This window comes from Halomonas sp. BC1 (assembly GCF_002078135.1).
Classification (GTDB): Bacteria; Pseudomonadota; Gammaproteobacteria; order Pseudomonadales; family Halomonadaceae; genus Vreelandella; species Vreelandella stevensii.
This window is the reverse complement of record NZ_LFGS01000007.1, coordinates 141,160-142,129: the sequence shown is the minus strand read 5'-3', so window position 1 is coordinate 142,129 and position 970 is coordinate 141,160. Positions and strand designations below refer to the sequence as shown.

General features: G+C 56.5%; 1 protein-coding gene. It reads right to left on the bottom strand.

Annotated features, from left to right (window positions below):
- Positions 1 to 235: 235 nt before the first annotated feature.
- Positions 236 to 970: PD-(D/E)XK nuclease domain-containing protein (locus tag B7L72_RS07300; RefSeq protein WP_176212851.1), on the bottom strand; the 735-nt coding region annotated here is incomplete at its 5' end.

Here is a 970-nt window from a genome sequence, read left to right as displayed (position 1 = left end):
GTCGCCGCCAGGCACGACAGCGTCAGACCGAGAGCTTTCTCCGCAGGCAGCCCCGTGCCTGTGCCATTGCCTTTCGGGGGAGAAAGGCGGGCCTCTCAGGTTCCTGGGAACCCCCTGTGTGCACCTGCCCTGCTCTCTGACACCGGAGATCCCTCGCCGCCAAGCCGGCTCGGCGGGTTGGTGTTGCCTTCCATTACGGGCAGAGAAGTAGTGGACGATGATAAGCAGCAGCGTACTACAGCGCCTCCACGTCAAACGCTACGATTTGCCGTGGAGCGCTGGAAAACTCTACGCCTACTAAGTGAATAGGCTTGCCGCTAGCACGATACTTGTCGGCATAGCCCTTGGTTTTGATCTGCTCAATCGCTTTGCCTTTAGGCAGTTGTTCAACCACCTTGAACTCAAACAGGTAAACATGCCCGTTAAAGTCGATGCTCATATCCACTTTGCCGTGGTGGCTGGCGTCTTCCACCGTCACATTCACACCCAGCGCGGCGAAGTGGCTGTAAAACACGCTGGCGTAATGGCCTTCGTATTGGGCAATGGGGTTGTTGCGGTACCAGTCGTGTGGCAAGCCGGCATAAAGCGCTTTGAGGTGGGTTTCCAGGCCTTGGAGGTCGTGCGCTTGCAAGTTACGGAACAGCGTAAGCCGCTCCCGAGGGGGGGCTTGCACACCCAGCACAGGTAAAAGCGCTTGGTTAAGGCTGGCTTCCACCTCAAGGTTGGGGTAGCCCAAGGTGTAGAGCCAATAACCGGTCATTGGCTCCTCGACAGCATGCGCGGTCAGGTAGCCCGTTTGGAACAAGAGCGCTTCGGTGGCGATATGGTCGACATCAAAGCGGCCTAACAATTCGGCTTCTGTTTGCAGTTGGCTCAAGGCAGGAGTGAACACACCGCGTTTTTTTAGCAGTTCTACTAAAAACGTAGGGGTAGCGCTTTCAAACCAGTAAGGGGTGAATTTCCGCTCTTC